Origin of the sequence: Methylobacterium sp. Leaf361 (assembly GCF_001424445.1) — a bacterium.
Lineage (GTDB): Bacteria > Pseudomonadota > Alphaproteobacteria > Rhizobiales > Beijerinckiaceae > Methylobacterium.
Genome location: NZ_LMPY01000003.1, coordinates 215,430 through 232,636, shown reverse-complemented (window position 1 = coordinate 232,636; position 17,207 = coordinate 215,430). Strand labels below are relative to the sequence as shown.

18 protein-coding genes and 1 pseudogene are annotated in these 17,207 nt (G+C 67.1%); 13 read left to right on the top strand and 6 right to left on the bottom strand.

What is annotated here, in order from left to right:
- The first annotated feature begins 28 nt into the window (after positions 1 to 28).
- From ASG32_RS04755 to ASG32_RS04735, 5 genes are all read left to right on the top strand, one after another.
- The gene (locus ASG32_RS04755) at positions 29 to 274 is read left to right on the top strand and encodes a hypothetical protein (RefSeq protein ID WP_056523118.1); all 246 of its coding nucleotides are present in this window, start codon (positions 29 to 31) and stop codon (positions 272 to 274) included.
- A gap of 127 nt (positions 275 to 401) precedes the next feature.
- Entirely contained in the window at positions 402 to 638 is a 237-nt protein-coding gene (locus ASG32_RS04750) for a hypothetical protein (protein WP_056523116.1), read from the top strand.
- An 85-nt stretch (positions 639 to 723) separates the two neighbouring features.
- Complete coding sequence (gene mazG / locus ASG32_RS04745; protein ID WP_082557746.1) at positions 724 to 1,641, top strand: nucleoside triphosphate pyrophosphohydrolase; 918 nt, start codon at positions 724 to 726, stop codon at positions 1,639 to 1,641.
- 140 nt (positions 1,642 to 1,781) lie between these two features.
- Positions 1,782 to 2,159 carry a hypothetical protein gene (locus ASG32_RS04740; RefSeq protein ID WP_056523114.1) on the top strand — a complete coding sequence of 126 codons (378 nt, stop codon included), beginning with the start codon at positions 1,782 to 1,784 and terminating at the stop codon, positions 2,157 to 2,159.
- Between the two features lie 146 nt (positions 2,160 to 2,305).
- Positions 2,306 to 2,635, top strand: a complete 330-nt coding sequence (locus tag ASG32_RS04735; protein WP_056523111.1) for a hypothetical protein — start codon at positions 2,306 to 2,308, stop codon at positions 2,633 to 2,635.
- A gap of 78 nt (positions 2,636 to 2,713) precedes the next feature.
- Here the strand turns inward: ASG32_RS04735 and ASG32_RS04730 are convergent, their stop codons facing one another.
- The 6 genes from ASG32_RS04730 to pabB form a co-directional block, all read right to left on the bottom strand.
- Positions 2,714 to 3,259, bottom strand: a complete 546-nt coding sequence (locus ASG32_RS04730; protein WP_042672733.1) for a ferritin-like domain-containing protein — start codon at positions 3,257 to 3,259, stop codon at positions 2,714 to 2,716.
- A 116-nt stretch (positions 3,260 to 3,375) separates the two neighbouring features.
- Positions 3,376 to 3,558 carry a hypothetical protein gene (locus ASG32_RS04725; protein WP_056523223.1) on the bottom strand — a complete coding sequence of 61 codons (183 nt, stop codon included), beginning with the start codon at positions 3,556 to 3,558 and terminating at the stop codon, positions 3,376 to 3,378.
- Between the two features lie 126 nt (positions 3,559 to 3,684).
- Positions 3,685 to 4,191 (bottom strand): DoxX family protein, encoded by a 507-nt coding sequence (locus tag ASG32_RS04720; protein ID WP_056523109.1) that lies wholly within the window; start codon positions 4,189 to 4,191, stop codon positions 3,685 to 3,687.
- Entirely contained in the window at positions 4,188 to 5,051 is an 864-nt protein-coding gene (locus ASG32_RS04715) for an aminotransferase class IV (RefSeq protein WP_020093297.1), read from the bottom strand. The genes ASG32_RS04720 and ASG32_RS04715 overlap by 4 nt, the downstream gene beginning before the upstream one ends.
- On the bottom strand, positions 5,038 to 5,652 hold the full coding sequence (locus ASG32_RS04710; RefSeq protein WP_056523107.1) for an aminodeoxychorismate/anthranilate synthase component II: 615 nt from the start codon (positions 5,650 to 5,652) through the stop codon (positions 5,038 to 5,040). The genes ASG32_RS04715 and ASG32_RS04710 overlap by 14 nt, the downstream gene beginning before the upstream one ends.
- Complete coding sequence (gene pabB, locus ASG32_RS04705) at positions 5,649 to 7,022, bottom strand: aminodeoxychorismate synthase component I (protein ID WP_056523105.1); 1,374 nt, start codon at positions 7,020 to 7,022, stop codon at positions 5,649 to 5,651. The genes ASG32_RS04710 and pabB overlap by 4 nt, the downstream gene beginning before the upstream one ends.
- 357 nt (positions 7,023 to 7,379) lie before the next feature.
- Between pabB and rimO the strand changes: the two genes are divergently transcribed.
- From rimO to ASG32_RS04665, 8 genes and pseudogenes are all read left to right on the top strand, one after another.
- Positions 7,380 to 8,726, top strand: coding sequence for a 30S ribosomal protein S12 methylthiotransferase RimO (gene rimO / locus ASG32_RS04700; protein ID WP_056523103.1), 1,347 nt, complete (start codon positions 7,380 to 7,382; stop codon positions 8,724 to 8,726).
- A gap of 192 nt (positions 8,727 to 8,918) precedes the next feature.
- Positions 8,919 to 9,371 (top strand): annotated as a pseudogene (locus tag ASG32_RS04695) (DNA polymerase IV); the annotation flags it as partial.
- 194 nt (positions 9,372 to 9,565) lie between these two features.
- Positions 9,566 to 10,828 carry a site-specific integrase gene (locus ASG32_RS32170; RefSeq protein WP_157861903.1) on the top strand — a complete coding sequence of 421 codons (1,263 nt, stop codon included), beginning with the start codon at positions 9,566 to 9,568 and terminating at the stop codon, positions 10,826 to 10,828.
- A gap of 34 nt (positions 10,829 to 10,862) precedes the next feature.
- Positions 10,863 to 12,419: a hypothetical protein gene (locus tag ASG32_RS33690; RefSeq protein WP_157861902.1), complete on the top strand. Its 1,557-nt coding sequence runs from the start codon at positions 10,863 to 10,865 to the stop codon at positions 12,417 to 12,419.
- Positions 12,412 to 14,451 carry a hypothetical protein gene (locus ASG32_RS04680; protein WP_157861901.1) on the top strand — a complete coding sequence of 680 codons (2,040 nt, stop codon included), beginning with the start codon at positions 12,412 to 12,414 and terminating at the stop codon, positions 14,449 to 14,451. The genes ASG32_RS33690 and ASG32_RS04680 overlap by 8 nt, the downstream gene beginning before the upstream one ends.
- A 103-nt stretch (positions 14,452 to 14,554) precedes the next feature.
- Positions 14,555 to 14,878 (top strand): hypothetical protein, encoded by a 324-nt coding sequence (locus ASG32_RS04675; RefSeq protein ID WP_056523094.1) that lies wholly within the window; start codon positions 14,555 to 14,557, stop codon positions 14,876 to 14,878.
- On the top strand, positions 14,878 to 15,276 hold the full coding sequence (locus ASG32_RS04670; protein ID WP_056523092.1) for a hypothetical protein: 399 nt from the start codon (positions 14,878 to 14,880) through the stop codon (positions 15,274 to 15,276). The genes ASG32_RS04675 and ASG32_RS04670 overlap by 1 nt, the downstream gene beginning before the upstream one ends.
- A complete protein-coding gene (locus ASG32_RS04665) occupies positions 15,273 to 17,165 on the top strand; it encodes an ATP-dependent RecD-like DNA helicase (RefSeq protein WP_056523090.1) in 1,893 nt (630 codons plus the stop codon). Before ASG32_RS04670 ends, ASG32_RS04665 begins: the two co-directional genes overlap by 4 nt.
- Positions 17,166 to 17,207: the final 42 nt, after the last annotated feature.

Sequence of the window (17,207 nt, the reverse complement as noted above, 5' to 3'; positions counted from 1 at the left end):
GGTGATTCGCCTCGCGGTGGTCCAAGCGATGCCGGCCTATCACCTCCGACGCACCCTCGAGCACGCGGACGGCCGCTGCGGCCTCGCCTTCGCCAGCGACCGCCTGGAGGCGGACGACGCGGAGGCGGCGATCCGCCGCGCCCGCGACCTGTGCCGGGCCGCCGCCAACATGCTCCTGACCGGGGCGGTGCTGACCGATTCCCTCGGCCGGATCCTGTGGTCGTTCACCCTGGCGCTGGCCCGGGAGCCGCTCTGCGTCCGGCCGACGAGCTGAGGCCCCCGGCGGAACCCGCGCGGATCGGCGCGCCGTGCAACGCCCGCGGCCCGCGCGCCGTTGACCCGCACGGGCGCGGCCCGGAGAGGCCGAGAGCGCGGCCGAGCGAGCTGCCGGGAGAGCTGCCATGAGCACGATCGCGATCCTGATCGGCACGAAGGCGGGGGCGCGCCTCCTGGCCGCCGCCTCCGAGCGGGAGGCGGCCCTCTCGGCCGAGGCCTTCCTGCTGCGCCTGCCCGTCCGCGCCCTCCCGGCGCCGCTCTGGGTGCAGTGCGCCGACCCGGCGGTCAGCGGCCGCCTCACCGGCTACCTGAACGGCCTGCAGGCCGAGCAGGTGCGCGAGCGCGACCCGAGCCGGGTCTGAGGCCCGGCGCTGAGGACCGGCGCTGAGGACCGGCGATCCGCGAGACGCATTTCCCTGCGCCGCGCCATGCTCTAACCCCGTCCGCATGAGCGAGACACGCGACGCGGGCCGGTCCGGGGCGAGCGGGGGGCGGGACGCCGATCCCGCCGCGGAGGCGCCCCTGGGCCGGCTCCTGCGCCTGATGGCGACCCTGCGCGATCCCGTCGCCGGCTGCCCCTGGGACGTGGCGCAGAGCTTCGCCACCATCGTGCCCTACACGATCGAGGAGGCCTACGAGGTCGCCGACGCGGTGGCGCGGGGGGACCTCGGCGACCTGCGCGACGAGCTCGGCGACCTGCTGCTTCAGGTGGTGTTCCACGCCCGCATGGCCGAGGAGCGGGGCACCTTCGCGTTCGACGACGTGGCCCGCGCCATCGGCGACAAGCTGGTCCGACGCCACCCCCACGTCTTCACCCCGGACGGCGCGCCCCTGCCTGCCGGCTCGCCCCTGCGCGACCCCGCGGCGGTCGAGGCCCAGTGGGCGGCGATCAAGGCGCAGGAGCGGGCGGCCCGGCAGGCGGAGCGGCGGGACGCGGGGCTCGCGCCGGACCCGGCGCCCGACCCCCTCGGCGGCGTCGCGCGGGCGCTGCCGGCCCTCGCCCGGGCGGAGAAGATCTCCCGGCGGGCGGCCGCCTACGGCTTCGACTGGGACGACGCCGCCCAGGTCGTCGACAAGGTCCGCGAGGAGACCGACGAGGTCGCCGAGGCCCTGGCGGCGGGCGACCCGGAGGCCCTGTCCGAGGAGATCGGCGACCTCCTGTTCTCGGTGGCGAACCTCGCGCGGCACGCCGGGATCGACCCGGAGACCGCCCTGCGCGACGGCACCGCCAAGTTCGAGCGGCGCTTCGCCGCCATGGCGCGGCATCTCGCGGCGTCCGGGGGCGCCCTCGGCCGCTCCGACCTCGCCGCCATGGAGTCGGCGTGGCAGGCGGCCAAGCGCGACGAGGCGGCGGGACAGGCGTAGCGGCGCTGTCAGGCCGCCCCGCCCCGCCCTGCCCGCTCGCTCGCGGCCCGAGATGCCGGCTCGTCGCGGCGGATCCGTCGGGCTCCGAAACGGTGATCCGACGCGTTGGCGTTCCGGCGGGCGGGCGTTAAACCCGTGCCATGTTCGACGACGCGGCCGCTCGGCGCTACCTCGCGGGACTGGCTCCCGTGGCGGCGGGGTCGGTGCGCTGGCTCATCTACGATCACGACCGGCAATGGGTCTCGGTCGTGGACGGCGATCTCGTGTCCCTGCGGCAGGATTGCCTGCACGTCCTCGACGTCTCCGCGGAGGCGGACGCCACCGCGTCCCTCGTCGACGCGATCCGCGAGTTCCTCGCCGAAGGGACGGAGCGCACCCCGCAGATCGTCGCCCTCTCGTGCGCCGTGCTGATGCAGAGCGTCGGGGATCTCGACGCGGTCTTCGATCGGATCCGGTCCGGCGTCATGGCAACCCTCGTCTACGCCGAGGACGTCGTGGTCAGGCCCGTCGCCGGGTAGCGCGGATCGGCCCTCGCCCGGACGCGCCGCCCGACCGGGCCGGCTGCCTTCGCGGCTGCCTTCGCGGCGATCCCCGCGGCGATCCTCCGCGGCTCCCCCGCGCGGCGAGGGCTCGACACGTCGCGACGCGCGGATATGTTCCGCGCATGCGCTTCGCCCTGCCCGCCCTCGCCGTCCTCGCCGTCACCGCCGCCCTGTCCCGGCCGGCCGCGGCCGAGACCATCCTCCAGGAGCGGTTCGGGTGCCACACCCAGGAGGTCACGGACCGCCTGTTCAAGCTGGTCATGGCGGGCGACGAGTCCGGGTTCGGCCAGCTGCTGCAGGGCAGCCTCGCCAGCGGCGAGTGCCGGTCGTTCAAGCCCGGTGAGGAGGTCCGGCTCGAGTCCCGGACGATGAGCTACGGCTGCCTCGCCCTGAAGGACACACAGGATCGCTGCTACTGGACGCCGCTGAGCGCCATCGAGAAGTCGAACTGACGGCGAACTGACGCCCCCGCGGGGCGGCGGCGAACCGGCGCCCGGGGGCGCCGGCCCGCCCGCGCGGCCGGTGCGCGGTCAGGCGGCCTTCTTCCCCCGGCCCTTCGACGGCTCCGCGTCCGGCTCCGCCCCGCCGGGCTCGCCCGCGGCGTTGATCGACTCGGCAATCTTCGAGAGCAGCGCGTCGGTCCGCTTCTCCTCCTGCAGGGTCTCGTCCAGGAGCTGGGCGGCGTCCGCGTAGCCGAGCTGGGCCGCCCAGGTCTTCAGGGTGCCGTAGCGGGCGATCTCGTAGTGCTCCACCGCCTGGGCGCAGGCGGCCAGCACCGCGTCGGCGGCCGGGCTGTCGGCGAAGTCGTCGAGATCCTCCTCCATCTCCGAGACGATGCCCTGCATCGCCTCGCAGGTCTTGGCCCGGGCCGGCTTGCCGATGATCTCGAAGACCTGCGTCAGGCGCTCCACCTGCTGGGCGCTCTCCTCGGCGTGGGTCTCGAAGGCCTGGCGCAGCTCGTCGTGCTCCGCCGCCTTGGCGGATTTCTTGAGGGCTTTCACCGACTGCTTCTCGGCGTAGTAGACGTCCTTCAGGGTCTCGTAGAAGGCGTCCTGCAGCGTCTTCTGCTTGGCCATTCGGTCTGTCTCCGCTGGGGTCCGCGCGCCGGGCTCGGCTGCGTCCTCCGGGGAACTCCGGTCCGGCCGGCCGTATCCGGGCGATATCTTCGCCCTGTGGAGGAACCTTTCGGCGCTCAGCCGCCCGCCCCGTCCGGGCGCGGCTTCCGGCTGCCCCGCGGCGCGTCGCCCGGCTTCGGGCGCAGGCGGTCGAGGACCGTTTCCAGGGCGCGCTCCACCGCGTCGCGGTCCGGCACGGTCTCCGGCACCGCGTCCGGCGGAGGCGGGGGCGATCGGCCCGGGTCGCGGCGCTTCGGCATGTCGTCCGCCCGTATCGCCGCCGGGCCGACCGGTCTTCCGGCCCGCGCGGCGGATTCCGGCCGGTCGATCGGCCAGGATCCTGGGATCAAAGCCTGCGGGGATCCGGGGATCCCGGGATCCTGTGATCAAGGTTCGCGGATGGTTGCCGGCGCGTCGGGATCCGGACCTTTCGGCGGCCGTGCCGGATCACCGGAGATCTCGGTCGCGCCCTGTCCGGACCCGCGGCGGCCGCCGAACGGCCAGTCGATCAGGCCGCCGGCCCAGAGCGCCACCCAGACGAAGACCGGCTGAAACGCGAGCCGCGGCCCGTGGTACCACCAGGAATCCGGGATGCCCTCGACGTGGACGTGCTCGAACGCGTGCTTGAGGTTCGCCGGATAGACGCAGACCGCGTAGAGGGCGAGGCCGATCGCGGCGGCGCGGCGGAACCGTCCGGTGAGGAGGCCGACCGCGCCCGCGATCTCGCACAGGCCGGTCGCCAGGATGACGAGCCGCGGCTGCAGCACCCAGTCGGGCATGAGCGGCAGCATCGCGTCGGTCGCCACAAGGTGGACCACGCCGATGAACCCGTAGATCGCCGCGAGCGCGTAGCGCAGCCGGCGCCGCCAAGTCTCGATTGACGCCTCGGTCACGCGACCGCGTCCTCCGTGACGCCGCAGGCCTGCGCCACGCGGGCGCGCAGGGCCGCCACGAGGCGGGTCACCGCCGGATGGCCGGCGCCCGGGCCGGCGCTCGGGAAGGCCGTGTCGCCGATGGCCGTCACGGGGGCCAGGAGCCGCAGGGAGTTGGTCAGGAACACGGCCTCCGCGCCGAGGAGATCGGGCAGGCCGAGCGACCGTTCCTCGGCCCGCAGCCCGCATCCGGCGGCGAGACCCAGCACCTCCGCCCGCACGATGCCGGCGAGCACGCCGTCCCCGAGCGGGGGCGTCACCAGATTGGCGCCGAACAGGGCGAAGAGGTTGCCGGTGCCCGCGCAGGCGACGCGGCCCCGGGTGTTGCGGAACAGCGCCTCGTCGAACCCCGCGGCGGCGGCCTCGCGGGCGGCCAGCACCGCGTCGAGATAGCCCAGCGTCTTCAGGCGGGCGGCGGGGGAGGTGTCGTTGCGGGCGATGGCTGTCGGCCACAGGCGCAGGGGCGCGAAGGACGCGGCCCTGGCGCTCGCGGCCGCGGTGGCGAACAGGGTCGGGTTCGGCGCGTCCGGCGGCCTCAGGCCGCGCGGGCCGGAGCCGCGCGTCAGCGTGGTCCGGATCGCGAGCCGCTCCCCCTGACCCGCGAGGTCCCGCATCGCCGCACGGATCCGCTCGGGTTCGGCCGGGATCCCCAGCGTCTCCGCGGAGGCCACGAGCCGGGCGATATGGGCGTCCTCGAAGGCGACGCGGCCGCCGAGCGCCAGTGCGGTGTCGAACAGGCCGTCGCCGAGCGTCAGGCCGCGGTCGGTGTGGTCGAGCGGAGCCGTGGTTCCGGGCAGAAGCGCCCCGTCACGCCACAGCATCGCGGCGCCCCTCCGGCCTCTCCCGCCACGCGCGGGCGAGATCCAGGAAATTGGCGAACAGGGCGTGGCCGCCTTCGGTCAGGACCGATTCCGGGTGGAACTGGATGCCGTAGGTCGGGTGAGTCCGGTGCGACAGCGCCATCACCTCCCCCTCCTGCGAGACCGCGTCGACCGAGAGGTGTCTTTCCATGTCGGGACCGGGATTCACGACCAGCGAGTGGTAGCGCCCGACCGGCATCGGCGCCGGGATTCCGGAAAACAGGCGCTCGCCGGTATGGGCGATCGGCGTCATCTGCCCGTGGAGGGGGCGCTGTGCCCGCCCGACCGTGCCGCCGAAGGCCGCGCCGATCGCCTGATGGCCGAGGCAGACGCCGAGGATCGGCACCGCGCCCGACAGGTCGCGGATCGCCGGCAGGGAGATCCCGGCCTCCGCGGGGGTGCAGGGCCCGGGCGAGACCACCAGGGCCTCCGGCTCCAGCGCCCGGATGCCGGGGACGTCCAGCGCGTCGTTGCGCACGACCCGGACCGTCTCGCCGAGCTCCTCCAGGTAACGGACGACGTTGAAGACGAACGAGTCGTAATTGTCGAGGACGAGGATCATGCGAAGGCCTCGAACACGCGGGCGGCCTTGGCCAGGGTCTCGTCGTATTCCGGGCCGGGCTCCGACAGCAGCGTCACCCCGCCCCCGGCCTGCAGGACCGCCTGCCGGTCGTCCATGAACACGGTGCGGATCGCGATCGACGTGTCGAGCGCCCCGTCGAAGCCGATCCGGCCGATGGCGCCGCAGTAGAGTTCCCGCGCGTCGCCCTCGATCTCCGTGATGATGTCCATGGCGCGGATCTTCGGCGCGCCCGTGATCGAGCCGCCCGGGAAGGTCCCTTCCAGGAGGTCGAGGGCGTCGAGCCCGTCGCGGAGGTCGCCGGTCACCACCGACACCAGATGGTGAACGTTGGCGTAGGTCTCCAGGCCGCACAGGGTCGGCACGGCGACGCTGCCCGGCCGGCAGACCCGCGACAGGTCGTTGCGCAGCAGGTCGACGATCATGACGTTCTCGGCCCGCTCCTTGACGCTGGCCTGGAGCGCCTCGGCCGTCGCCCGGTCGGCCGCCGGGTCGTCGAGGCGGCGGGCAGTGCCCTTGATCGGGCGCGTCTCCACGTGCCGCCCGTCGAGGCGGATGAACCGCTCCGGCGAGGACGAGGCGACGGTCAGGCCCTCCTGTTCCAGGTAGGCCCCGAAGGTCGCCGGGTTGGTCTCGCGCAGCCGCCGGTAGAGGGCGAACGGGTCGAAGCCGGCCGGCAGGTCGGCGACGAAGCGCTGGGCGATGTTGGCCTGGTAGATGTCGCCGGCTCGGATGTAGGCGCGGACCTTTTCAACTGCTTTTTCATAGCTTTGGCGGTCGAAGTTCGAGCGCCACGCGAGCGGCTGGGCCGGCCGGGCGGGGGCCGGGATCGGCGGCTCCGCACCGCCGAGCAGGTCGGCGAAGCGGGCGAGCCGCGCCTCCGCGCGGGCCCGCCGCGCGTCCGGCGCGGTCTCGGGGAAACCCGTGGCGACGAGCCGGCCCGTGCCGGCGGCGTGGTCGACGACCAGCGCGGTGTCGTAGAGGTTCAGCGCGATGTCGTCGGTGAGCCCCGCCCGCCGGGCGGGCGGCGCCACCCGCTCCAGCGCCGCGCCGAGGTCGTAGGCGAGGTACCCGATCGCCCCGCCGGGGAACGGCTCCGGGCCTGCCTCGAGCCGGTAGGGTTCGAGGCAGGCCCGGAGCGCGGCCATCGGGCCGCCCGCCACCGGCCTCCCGTCGAGGGTCGCGCGCCCGTCGCGGTAGCGGAACCGCGCGAACGGGTCGGCGGCCACGATCGAGTGCCGCCCCAGCGGGTCGTGCCGCATGGCGCTGTCGAGGAAGGCGAGCCCGGGCAGGGCGCGCAGCCGCGCCGCCGCCGCGACGGGATCGATGAAGGGGATCTCTCGGGTCCACATGACCGGGTTCGGGGCCGCCATCCTCGAGCTGTGCGTCGTGCGCTGCCGTCGCACACGCGATGCCGCGGGGGAAGCGGCAGTTCCACGCAGGCCCCGCCGCCGCGCGCGGGCGGGCCGTGTCCGGGGCGCAGGGCCGCGCCGTCCAATCCTGATGTGGGGTCTGAGGAGACCGCCGTAAAGCTCTGCCGTAACGATAGGATCTGCGCCTAGGCTCAGGCTCGCGCGCAGGGCCGGGCACCCCTGCGGCGGCCGGCCTCGCGCGGAGGCGCGGGAGCCTGTATAGGAGCGCGACCCCGAATTCCTGGTCCCGCGCGCTGGGCGGCCGATCGCCCCGCCGGACTGTCCGACCCGAATGCCATGACCGCCACGCCCGCTCCCCGCGGCCCCGCTCCCGGCGCCGCCCCGAAAATCTCGTTCGTCTCGCTGGGCTGCCCGAAGGCGCTGGTCGATTCCGAGCGGATCCTCACCCACCTGCGCGCGGAGGGCTACGAGCTGGCCCGGCGGCACGACGGCGCCGACGTGGTGATCGTCAACACCTGCGGCTTCCTCGATTCCGCCAAGGCGGAGTCGCTCTCGGCCATCGGCGAGGCCATGGCGGAGAACGGCCGCGTCATCGTCACCGGCTGCATGGGCGCGCAGCCGGAGGAGATCCGCGAGAAGTACCCCGACCTCCTGGCGGTGACCGGGCCCCAGGCCTACGAGTCGGTGGTGGCGGCCGTCCACGAGGCGGTGCCGCCGGCCCACGACCCGTTCCTCGACCTCGTGCCGCCGCAGGGGATCAAGCTCACCCCGCGCCACTACGCCTACCTGAAGATCTCGGAGGGGTGCAGCAACCGCTGCAGCTTCTGCATCATCCCGAGCTTGCGCGGGAACCTCGTCAGCCGCCCCGCCGCCGACGTGCTGCGCGAGGCCGAGAAACTGGTGAAGGCCGGCGTGAAGGAGCTGCTGGTCGTCAGCCAGGACACCAGCGCCTACGGCGTCGACATCCGCTACAGTGAGAGCCCGTGGCGCGACCGGCAGGTCCGGGCGAAGTTCTACGACCTGACCCGGGAACTCGGCGAGCTCGGCGCCTGGGTGCGGTTGCACTACGTCTACCCCTACCCGCACGTGGACGAGGTCATCCCGCTGATGGCCGAGGGCAAGGTGCTCCCCTACCTCGACATGCCGCTCCAGCACGCGAGCCCCTCCGTGCTCAAGCGCATGCGCCGCCCCGGCAACCAGGAGCGCCAGCTCGACCGGATCCGCAGCTGGCGGCAGACCTGCCCGGACCTCGCGATCCGCTCGACCTTCATCGTCGGCTTCCCCGGCGAGACCGAGGCCGAGTTCGAGGAGCTGCTGGCCTGGCTGCAGGAGGCCAAGCTCGATCGGGTCGGCTGCTTCGAGTACGAGCCGGTGGCCGGCGCCACCGCCAACGCGCTGGGCGACCTCGTGCCGCCGGCGGTGAAGGCCGAGCGCAAGCGCCGGTTCATGGAGACCCAGAACGGCATCGCGCTTCGGCTGCAGCGGGCCAAGGTCGGCAAGCGGCTGCCCGTCATCGTCGATTCCGTCGAGGGCGGGGTGGCGCGGGGCCGGTCCAAGGCCGACGCGCCGGAGATCGACGGCAATGTCCACGCCGCGTTCCGGCGCCCGGTGCGGGTCGGCGACATCGTCACGGTGAAGATCGACCGGGCCGAGGCCTACGACCTCTACGGCAGCGTCGCCTGACGGCAGACCCCGTCTTTGCGAGCGCAGCGAAGCAATCCAGGGATGCGCTGCGCTCGGGAACGTCGCGCTGCGCTCGCGATGACGGGCGCGGACCGGACTCCTGTTGACGCCGCGTCCGGCGCGGCTTGACCCCGCCCGCCCCGCGCGGTCTTTCGGAACAGATCAGGAACTTGGTCGGGACCCGAGGCGGCGATGGATCCGGAGGTCGCGCTCCGAAAGATCATCCACATCGACATGGACGCGTTCTACGCCTCCGTGGAGCAGCGCGACGACCCGTCGCTGCGCGGCCGGCCGCTGGCGGTCGGCGGCTCCCGGGAGCGCGGGGTGGTGGCCGCTGCGAGCTACGAGGCCCGAAAATTCGGTGTCCGCTCCGCCATGCCGTCGGCCACCGCGCGGCGGCTGTGCCCGGACCTGCTGTTCGTAAAGCCGCGCTTCGAGGTCTACCGGGCGGTCTCCGAGGAGATCCGGGCGGTCTTCGCCCGGCACACGGCCATCATCGAGCCGGTGGCCCTCGACGAGGCCTATCTCGACGTCACCGAGAACCTCCAGGGCCTCCCGACGGCGACGGCCGTGGCGAAGGCGATCCGGGCCGAGATCCTGGAACGGACCGGACTCATCGCCTCGGCCGGGGTCTCGTACAACAAGTTCTAATGCGCATCCTCGTGCAATTTTGTCCATAAAGTGCGCTAAGATATTGTATATTCGTATAAAAACATTTGTTGACAATCTTCTCAGCTCAGGCGTAGCCTTGAAGCGTTATGTTACGTCCCCCGAAATCCGAAGGTAGCCTCCGACTTAAGATAGCTCTGGTCGTCTTCGCTGACGGAGAGCGGTGCCCGATGCTGCTCGACGATAGTGGCATCCCGCTTTTCGATCCGACCGTCTGGTCGATGACGAGGTACCGTCAGAAGAGCGCCTCCACTGTGGAGCAGGCCCTGCGAGGGGCGATGTTCATCCACCTGTTCTGCTGGCAGCACAGTATCAATCTAGCCGAGCGTGTCAGGGCAGGCACATTCTTCGAGGTGGGGGAACTCGACGCCCTCGTAGCTGATGCATCCAAGCCGTTCACCCGCCTACGAACAGCGGCGAAGGTTTTGCCCAAACCCAAGTTTCCCACACTTAAAAGCCGCTCTACCGCGAGACTTCTGCGTAGACTCCCAACGACGGCGCGAGTGCGGACAGTTGCCTCTGAGACGACCAGGATAAGGCTGCATTACGCCACCAGCTACCTGAAGTGGCTCGGAGAGCGGCAAAAGTCCCGTCTACATAACAGAGAGATTGGTGCCAACGAGGCTTCCGTTGAGGCGCACGAATACGGGGTCAGGCTAATCGAAGTAGTTGAGCAGATCGAGGAGCGAGCCCCCTCCATAAGCCGCAAGGGCCTTATCAGTCTGGAGTCCGGACAACGAGATAGGCTGCTGGCGGTCATTCATCCGGAGAGCCAGGAAAATCCATGGAGCGATCCGTTCGTGCGCCTGCGGAACTGGGTGATCGTTCGCTGGCTCCTCGGCACTGGAATGCGACGAGGCGAGTTGCTCGGCCTCCGGGTGCGCGACTTCAACCGCGGCCAATCGTATTGCGAGATCAGGCGTCGGCATGATGACAAGCGCGACACGCGTCGTAGGCAGCCGAACGCAAAGACTTTGGAGCGCCTGGCCCCTCTCGACGAGGGTTTGACCGACCTTGGAGAGCGATACCTCAAGGCCCGCAACAAGATCAAGGCCGCTCTGAGGCATGGCATCTTCTTCGTTGCGGAGGACGGCAAGCCTCTTTCAGATAGCGCAATCACGGGGATGTTCGCGCTACTGCGAGAGAGGAACCCAGACGTCGGCCCGGTCAGTGCCCATGTCTTAAGGCATCAATGGAACGAAGATTTCTCGGCCTACGCCGACAGCATCGGGTTGGGACCGGACGAGGAGGTCCGGGAACGTTGCTGGCTCATGGGATGGTCCCCCACGTCGAGAATGCCAGCCTATTACTTGAAGCGCAGGACGAAAACTAAAGCTGACGAGCACAGTAGAGAGATGCAACGTCGGCTTATGAAGCATGCGCCCAAGAATCATCTGCAGATGAATCATATAGAAAGTATGAATAAGTCCTAAAGCGACAGCAGGGTTTGATGTGGGGAGATGAGCGATGCTTGATAGGGTCGCCGCCAATTCGCTACGCACCAAAGCCGCTTACAAGCTTCCGGCCCAAGCAGAAACCCGCGACGGGTACGTTTATTGCCCTGGCGACGATGACTGGGCCATAATTACCGCTACTCAGCGACGGAACTTCCACTTCGGCGACCTCGGCGTTGCTGTTTCACTTGTGACGGGGTTCAAAGGGTTTGTCGTAGCGCGACTCCGCAGCGAGAACCCGCAGTCCGCCTATACAAACTACCAATGGTTGCGCTTGCTGCTTCTCAACATCGCCACCTACGACCCGGCCGCGATCGAGATCTCGTCTGCCCACGTGATGAATTATCAGGCTGCGCTTGAGGAGCGCTATCGCTATCGGTCGACCCAGGCCAACGATGCCGTAAGGAACTGGGCGCGGCTCGGCATACCGGGGGTCTCAGAGGAGGCATTCGTCGCCGCCGCCGACATGCCGAAATACCATAGTAATAAAGCGCGAGCAGTAAGATTGCGATGTCCTATTGAAGGCGCGTATTCGAACCTGGAGTATGATGGACTGTACAAGGCTTTGCATGCAGCCTTTGCATCGGGTAAAATATCGCTCGATAACTACGCGATATGCCTTCTTAGTGGTGCGATCGCACCCCGCCCTATCCAAATCGCCAGTCTGATGGTCGGCGATTTGAAGATCACGGCTGGCCCAGTCGGGAAGATCTACACCCTTTGTGTCCCGCGGGCAAAGCAGCGGAGCGGAGGATACCGCGCCCAATTCACTGACCGCCCCCTTGTCGAGGAGATCGGCATGGTACTTGAGGCACAAGCCCGAATAGTTCGCGAAAAAGCGAGGCGATGCGGGATGAATGACCTCAAGCAGATGCCGCTATTCCCTGCCCTTCACGCGTGCGGCACATTCTTCGACGGCAAGATGACGGTTGCCCGGCCGACATCCTCTTCTATGGCGATGAGGATCATTAGCGTGATGGAAGGCCTGGGCGTGAAGTCGGAACGGACCGGAGGGGAAATAAATGTGAATGCCACGCGGGCGCGGAGGACGATCGGCACGAGGGCCGCCCAGGAGGGCAAGTCTCTGGAGGAGATCGCTGCCGTCCTCGACCACACGTCAGTGGCTACTGCTTCGAGCTACGTCGAGATCCGCTCGGAACTGCTCCAACATTTGGATAAAAAGGTCGCCATGTTGTTGGCCCCTATGGCACAGCGCTTCGCGGGAACGCTGGCAGCGCGCGGCGATGACTTGGAGCACGGTATTCAGCGACACGTCTTCGGGGCAGTTGACGATGGTGAAGGTCCTGCTGACGTAGGCGGGTGCGGGAAGCACAGCTTCTGCGGTCTCGGCAAGCCGATTGCCTGCTACACGTGCCGCTTGTTCCACCCGTGGCTGGACGGTCCGCATGAAGCAATCCTTGATGGCCTCCTTGCGCGGCGCAGGAGGATGGCGGCGGACGGATCTTTGATGGTGGCCATCACTCTCGACGACACAATCATCGCGTGCGCCGAAGTGGTTCGTAAGTGCCATGCCGGAAAGGCTTCCCTGGAGAGTGACCAAGATGGCTGATCCAGTCCCATTCATTCCTAAGGTCGATCTCGCTGCCTCGGCTAATATGAAGGAGTTCGTGCGCTTTAGCCGCGACGAATTGACGGTGTTCGGGTCAGATCTCGACTTTGACGCGCCGACTTGGGATGTCTCAGGGTTGTATCATCTAAGAGGGAAACAGCACCGGATCCTACTGAATTTCGTTCAGCTCGCTCCCAGGAAGGGTATTATTGGCTCGCCAATGCCTGAACCTTTCGCGGAGCAAGTCAAATCCTATATTCGCTATCTGGTTAGCAGGCGTTTAGGTAAGCATCCTCCCATTATCGAGATTAATGCATCCCGGGAGCTACTTGCAGCATTTCTCAACAAAGCGATGTTGCCCGATCTTGGTCTGGTAGACGCCCAAATTCTCGACCACGCCGTTCAATTGGCTGTCGCAAGGAAAAATAACGACTACGGAGCCAGGATCGGCGCATGCTTGCAGCCGATGTCGAAGTTCCTCAGGGAGAAAAACCTCGCTGCGCACGCGCCTATCGACTGGAGGCATGGTCTAGAGTGGCAATTTATGAAGAGACCTGCAATGGAGGAGAGGCGTGCGGCATTGATGCCGTCGGACGAGGCACTTCAGGCGCTTCCCCAAGCCTTCCGGAAAGCCAAAGAACCCCGTGATGTGATACCTACAGCGGTGATGGCGCTCCTGGCGTGTGCGCCAAGCCGCGTCAACGAGGTGTTCGCCCTTCCGTTTGATTGCGAGATCAAGCCTCTGACGGAGGGCGACGACAGCTTCATGCTGCGGTGGGCCGGCTCGAAGGGCCAACACGACTTTGCCAAAGGCATCCCCGCTGTCATGGCCGACGTGGCCAAGGAGGCCATCGAGCGCTTAAGGGAGCATACGACGGAGGCGCGTCGCATCGCGGCTTGGTATGAGAAGTATCCCGACTGTCTCTACCTGCCGGACGACTGCACGCATCTGAGAGGAAAGGACCTTACTGGGGCCGATATCGCCAGGATTATAGGTTTCAATAATCCGGCCATCGGGCGAGAATGGGCGGTCGACCGCAAGATCAAGCCGATTGAAGGAGAACGGATTCCCAAAGGGTGCGGCCCCTTCGCCTTCCGCTTCTCAGACGTCGAAGGCGCCATCTTGTCTTTGTTACCGCGCGGCTTTCCTGTTTTCGACAATGTGACGGGACTTCGTTACAGCGAAGCATTGATGGTAGTGCGCCGACATGAGTTCGCTGGGCGCGGGCGTGGCCGATGGCGGTGCATGATCACACCGGTGAACTATGAGAACATTATGGACAACTTCCATTTCGGTGGCGGGGTCTTTGCGCGGCTGGGTTTGTCGACTCTTGAGCATCCGATCATCCTGAGAACTCACCAGCTGCGCCACTATTTGAACACTTTGGCACAGCGTGGCGGACTTTCGGAGATGGAGATCGCGGCTTGGAGCGGCCGCAAGGACGTCCGGCAGAACGCTGCCTATGACCATCGAACACCGGAGGAGATGCTGCAAAATAAGCGTCGCCGGGATAAAGAACTGGCCGCGATCAAGGGCGCAGCGGTGAAGGTGAACAAGCCGGTGACGCGAGCCGAGGCTGCTGCACGTAGAACCCACGGTCACGCAACGGAGATCGGCTTCTGCGAGCATGATTTTGCCGCTTCACCATGCGCGATGTTCATGGAGTGCCTGCACTGCACTAAGCATGTTTGCATCAAGGGTCACGATCCCCGGCATTTGGAGAGGGTGATACTCGCCGTAGAGAGTGCGCGTCGAAGTCTCGTCGAGGCCGAAGAAGCTCTGACGAAGGAGTATGAGGGGGCCGAGGACTGGGTTCGTGCTCATCGAGAAACGATTCAGCGCCTGGAACAGCTGCGAGCAATCCTGGTCGACCCAACTGTGCCGGACGGATCGTTGATCCGGCTGGCCAAGTCCGGTCGGTACTCCCTCGTCGAGCAGGCCATGCGTGACCATGAGGACGTCACGGGCGCGCTGTCGCTGCGAAATGCCGCCAGCGTTCAGGCGCTTACTGGAGTGGGCAACAATGTCTAAGGGCGGACCGAGGAGGCGGACTGTCCGGGGTCGCCGGGCCCCACCGCTCACACCGGAACGTATCGCGGGCATCGTCGCCCTGGTCAACGGGTGGAAGGGGCGTATGACGTGGGAGGCACTCCGCGAAGCAGTCGCCCGCGAGACCGGCGCGAAATATTCGCGGCAAGCGCTCAACAACTACGTCGAGATCAAGGCTGCCTATAACGCCTACGGTGCGAAGCCGACGCCTGCTCCTGAAAAAAAGGCGCTGAGTAGGACGCAACAGAAGATCCGCGACTTGGAACGGAAGGCCGCCGAGTTGGAGGCCGTACGCGATGTGCTGCTGGAGAAGTTCGCTCGCTGGGCGGTCAACGCTAGCACCCGCAATTTGGATGAAGCCTTCCTGGATCAGCCGCTGCGCCGGATCAATCGTTCGGAGAATCGGTGATGGTGCAGAAATCATTCCTTGAGGTAAGTGAGGAGAACCACACTAATCTGCTGGAGTTCATCGAGCGATTGCGTACGGCGGGCTTGAAGCTGCCGGGACATCTTGGCAAGGTCAACAAGACTGCGGTCGCGAGGGCGTGCGGTTTCGCGCGTGAAGTGTTCCAGCAGAACCCTCGCTTCGCCCGAACCCTAGATGACGCCATCAAAGATCTGGGCATCGATGTGCCCCAGGTTGAGGAGCCCGAGCCACGGCACAGCAGCGATAAAGCCAGGATCATGCGCCTCGAGCAGCAGCTCGCCGCCGCCCGCAGTGAAAGCCACGAGTTGAGAAGGCGCTTGCGCCGCTACGAGTCTATCGTTGACCACATGGCGACGTCCGGCCGCCGGGTGATCCCATGAACACCTCGCCCGATGCGTCTCTGGGAAAGGACTTGCCGCGCGGCCACCACGTAGTCCATTTCCTGTCGGGACGGCCGGAGTTCGTCGGCGTCGGCCCGGCAACGGCCCAGCGGATGTGGGATGCTTTGGGCGAGGATCTCTACGGCATCTTGAGCGAAGGCAAGATCGATCGCTTGGCGGAGGTCTTGCCGCGGACACAAGCCGAGATCGTCTGCGCTGCCTGGAGGAACCAGAAGGCTGTCACCGAGGCGGTTGCGTTCTTCGACAGACACGGCATTGGCAACCGTTCCGCCCGAAAAGCCGTGGATCTGTGGGGCGACGACGCCCTCGCCAAACTGCGAGAAAATCCCTACCGACTGCTGACGCTCTGTTCCTGGACGGAGGTTGATCAGGTCGCGGCACAGCTTGGGATCCGGCCGGATGACCCGCGGCGGCAGGTCGGCGCGGTGGAGGCTGCACTCTACGAGCGGCTCGACGACAAACATACGGTCACAGCCAAGGAGGCGCTCGTCCGTCATGCCCAGAAGCTCCTGGGAGTTACACCTGAGGAGGCAGGACGCGCCCTGACAGCAGCGGTGGAAGACGGAGCGGCCATTCCATGTTCCGGCGGATATCAGCCGGCGGGAGCAGCCTACGCCGAGCACTTCATCGAAAGCCGCATCCGGGCGGCGCTGGATGGCACTGGGAAGTCAGGCGACCTCGTGGTGCAGCTACCCACGCAAGAAGCTTTGTCGGCCTTCTTCGAGCGCTTCAACTCCCGTGCACGACACGCTCTGACAATTGAGCAGGAACGTGCCGTGGCGATGGCGCTGAGCAATCAATTCTCCATCCTGACCGGGGGCGCTGGGGTCGGCAAGACCACGACGCTCAAAGCCATCAATGAAGCCGCAGCCGACTTCGGCGTTCACGTCCATCAGATCGCCCTTGCTGGAAGGGCGGCCCAGCGCATGTCCGTCGCTACCGGACGGCCCGCACAAACGATCGCGTCTTGGCTCTGGAAGTGCCTGCAAAGGCGTTCGGTAACGGGAGCGCACACGCTCGTCGTCGTCGACGAAGCCAGCATGTTGGATCTGCCGACTCTTTATCGGATTTTGTTCCACCTCCATGAGGACGCAAGCCTGCTGTTGGTTGGAGATGTCGCTCAGCTCGCACCGATCGGCTACGGCCTTACGTTGCATCGGTTGGCAACCAGCTGGCGCATTCCTCAAGTCGAGCTGACCCGCATTATGCGAGCCGATGAGGCCACAGGGATTCCGACCGTCTCTCGCGCGGTGCGCAACGGCTGCCCCCCTCGCCTGCCCGTCTATAAGCGTGGACGAGAAGGATGCAGCCTCCTCCCCTGCCGGCAGGACGAGATCGTCGAGGCGATTGAACAAGTTCGCGACGACTCACACGGCGAGGACGTTCAGGTTGTTGGTACGACCTATACCGGTCCTGCCGGGATCGATGCGATCAACACGTACTTCCATAGGTACAACGCTCATGGTCGCGCCCGACTGCGACGCTTCGCAGCCGGGGATCCCATCATCTCGACGAAGAACGATTATGAACGAGGGCTCTGGAATGGAAGCATGGGGCACGTCCTAGCTGTCTATGAGGATAGGATGACCGCTCGGCTCGAGGGGAAAGTCCATGAATTCATGGACAAGGAACTTACGGACCGGATCGACCTCGCCTACGCGATCAGTACTCACAGAGCTCAAGGCTCGCAGTGGGGCACGATCATCATACCACTTTCTCCGAGCCGACTCTTCGATCGCGCCCTCCTCTACACGGCCTTGACCCGTGCAGAGCGTCGTGTCGTCCTGATTGGCGACTTGCAGCTGTTCGAACGAACGGTCAGACAGCCGCCGTCATCGCTTGCACGCGAAGTGGCGCTCTCGTTCTGACCAAAGGGCGTGCATTCACGTGCGGTCCCTCAAGTCAGCACG

Bases quoted from the DNA above. Each gene is read 5' to 3' on its own strand.
- ASG32_RS04715 (WP_020093297.1), bottom strand. From the start codon at position 5,051: ATGCTGTGGCGTGACGGGGCGCTTCTGCCCGGAACCACGGCTCCGCTC.
- mazG (WP_082557746.1), top strand. From the start codon at position 724: ATGAGCGAGACACGCGACGCGGGCCGGTCCGGGGCGAGCGGGGGGCGG.
- rimO (WP_056523103.1), top strand. From the start codon at position 7,380: ATGACCGCCACGCCCGCTCCCCGCGGCCCCGCTCCCGGCGCCGCCCCG.
- ASG32_RS04680 (WP_157861901.1), top strand. From the start codon at position 12,412: ATGGCTGATCCAGTCCCATTCATTCCTAAGGTCGATCTCGCTGCCTCG.
- ASG32_RS04670 (WP_056523092.1), top strand. From the start codon at position 14,878: ATGGTGCAGAAATCATTCCTTGAGGTAAGTGAGGAGAACCACACTAAT.
- ASG32_RS04725 (WP_056523223.1), bottom strand. From the start codon at position 3,558: ATGCCGAAGCGCCGCGACCCGGGCCGATCGCCCCCGCCTCCGCCGGAC.
- ASG32_RS04730 (WP_042672733.1), bottom strand. From the start codon at position 3,259: ATGGCCAAGCAGAAGACGCTGCAGGACGCCTTCTACGAGACCCTGAAG.
- ASG32_RS32170 (WP_157861903.1), top strand. From the start codon at position 9,566: ATGCTGCTCGACGATAGTGGCATCCCGCTTTTCGATCCGACCGTCTGG.
- pabB (WP_056523105.1), bottom strand. From the start codon at position 7,022: ATGTGGACCCGAGAGATCCCCTTCATCGATCCCGTCGCGGCGGCGGCG.
- ASG32_RS04675 (WP_056523094.1), top strand. From the start codon at position 14,555: ATGACGTGGGAGGCACTCCGCGAAGCAGTCGCCCGCGAGACCGGCGCG.
- ASG32_RS04740 (WP_056523114.1), top strand. From the start codon at position 1,782: ATGTTCGACGACGCGGCCGCTCGGCGCTACCTCGCGGGACTGGCTCCC.
- ASG32_RS04755 (WP_056523118.1), top strand. From the start codon at position 29: ATGCCGGCCTATCACCTCCGACGCACCCTCGAGCACGCGGACGGCCGC.
- ASG32_RS04735 (WP_056523111.1), top strand. From the start codon at position 2,306: ATGCGCTTCGCCCTGCCCGCCCTCGCCGTCCTCGCCGTCACCGCCGCC.
- ASG32_RS04665 (WP_056523090.1), top strand. From the start codon at position 15,273: ATGAACACCTCGCCCGATGCGTCTCTGGGAAAGGACTTGCCGCGCGGC.
- ASG32_RS04750 (WP_056523116.1), top strand. From the start codon at position 402: ATGAGCACGATCGCGATCCTGATCGGCACGAAGGCGGGGGCGCGCCTC.
- ASG32_RS04710 (WP_056523107.1), bottom strand. From the start codon at position 5,652: ATGATCCTCGTCCTCGACAATTACGACTCGTTCGTCTTCAACGTCGTC.
- ASG32_RS33690 (WP_157861902.1), top strand. From the start codon at position 10,863: ATGCTTGATAGGGTCGCCGCCAATTCGCTACGCACCAAAGCCGCTTAC.